The 1,724-nt window shown below is 46.3% G+C and carries 1 protein-coding gene; it reads right to left on the bottom strand.

The features are described from left to right. Positions 1-118 precede the first annotated feature (118 nt). Entirely contained in the window at positions 119-1,522 is a 1,404-nt protein-coding gene (gene gltX, locus B7Y67_RS17165) for a glutamate--tRNA ligase (protein WP_293599668.1), read from the bottom strand. Positions 1,523-1,724 lie beyond the last annotated feature (202 nt).

Here is a 1,724-nt window from a genome sequence, read left to right as displayed (position 1 = left end):
TGCCATGCAAGCGCTCTCCCAGCTGAGCTATACCCCCGTAATCTCGCTAAAAATCTACAAGACACTCAAAACAATCCAAGATTTTATCCTATTTTTGTAGGAGGGAGCAAATTCTGCTCTAGACGACCTTGGAAAGCCTTTGTACGACCTCATCCTTGCCCAAAACAACCATGACAGAATCAATCGCCGGGGTCTGCGTTGTCGCAAATAAAGCATAGCGGACAGGCATTGCTAAGGCTGGCATTTTGATCTCATGTTTAGCTAAAACTTCTTTAAAAGCCAGTCCATAAGCCGCTTTTGTGTGCTCCGCTGATTTAACTGCTTCGATCAAATCTTTTATCGCGGGGATAATTTCAGCAGGGATATTTGCGGCAATTTGTTCTGCACTATGAGCTGGTGCAGGCAGGTAAAAAAGCTTAGCGCCTTCTGCGATTTCCATGAGCGTATTCGCGCGATCTTTAAGAAGCCCCACTACCTGCACAAAGTCTGGACCCTTTTCTGTATCAATGCCTAACTCATGAGCGAATGGTTTGGTCGCCTCTGCCAAGATAGCAGGATCAGCATTCTGAATATATTGATGATTAAGCCAAAGTAATTTTTCAGGGTTATGTTGTGCAGGTGAGCGACCAAGACTGTCTAGATCAAACCAATTCACAAACTGCTCTTTAGTAAAGATCTCCGCATCACCATGAGACCACCCTAACCTTGCGAGGTAATTCAGAATGGCTTCAGGCAAATACCCTGCTTTTTGGTAATCACGCACACTCATAGCGCCATTACGCTTACTCATTTTTTCACCAGAGTCATTGAGAACTGTCGGCAAATGGGCATATACTGGCGGCGTTCCGCCCAGCGCCTTCATGATATTAATTTGGCGCGGTGTGTTGTTGACGTGATCATCACCACGAATTACGTGAGTGATATTCATATCGAGATCGTCTACAACAACGCAGAAGTTATAGGTCGGCGTCCCGTCTGGTCGGGCTATCACTAGATCATCTAACTCATCGTTGCTAATTTCGATCTTGCCTTTGACAGCATCCTCCCAGATAACGGATCCACCTATAGGATTCTTAAAGCGAATCACCGGCAAAATACCTTCGGGTATTGCTGGCAGGATTTTTCCTGGCTCCGGGCGCCATTGACCGTTATAGCGAGGCTTTTCTTTATTAGCCATCTGTTGATCGCGTAGTTTATTGAGCTCTTCTTCGCTCATATAGCAAGGATAGGCAAGCCCAGCCTCTAACATCTGCTTAACAACTTCACGATAACGATCAATGCGCTGCATTTGATAAATCGGACCCTCATCTAGATCCAGGCCAAGCCACGCCATACCCTCAATGATGACGTCTACCGCTTCTTGGGTAGAACGCTCAACATCGGTATCCTCGATGCGCAGAATAAAGTCGCCTTTGTTGTGGCGTGCAAAAGCCCACGGATACAAAGCGCTGCGGAGGTTGCCCAAGTGAATAAAGCCCGTTGGACTAGGGGCGAATCGTGTACGTATTTGCATAAATGACATTATCTCAGGTCAGCCTATAAATTTGCCATTTAGGACTCAATTCTGAAAAAAGTGGATACTTTCACCTATGAACGAGTTACTTGTATTTATGTGCGATGGCGCCCCAGTCCGCGGGGAAATTGTTTCCATAAGCAGTGCCTGGCAGGCTGTTTTGGAGCGTCGGAATGATCCGCCTGTTATTAGACGAATGCTAGGTGACTTC

It is taken from the genome of Polynucleobacter sp. 35-46-11, from assembly GCF_002281105.1.
Note: the sequence above shows the minus strand (reverse complement) of the source record. Positions and strands in the feature narration are given on the sequence as shown.

Bases quoted from the DNA above. Each gene is read 5' to 3' on its own strand.
- gltX (WP_293599668.1), bottom strand. From the start codon at position 1,522: ATGTCATTTATGCAAATACGTACACGATTCGCCCCTAGTCCAACGGGC.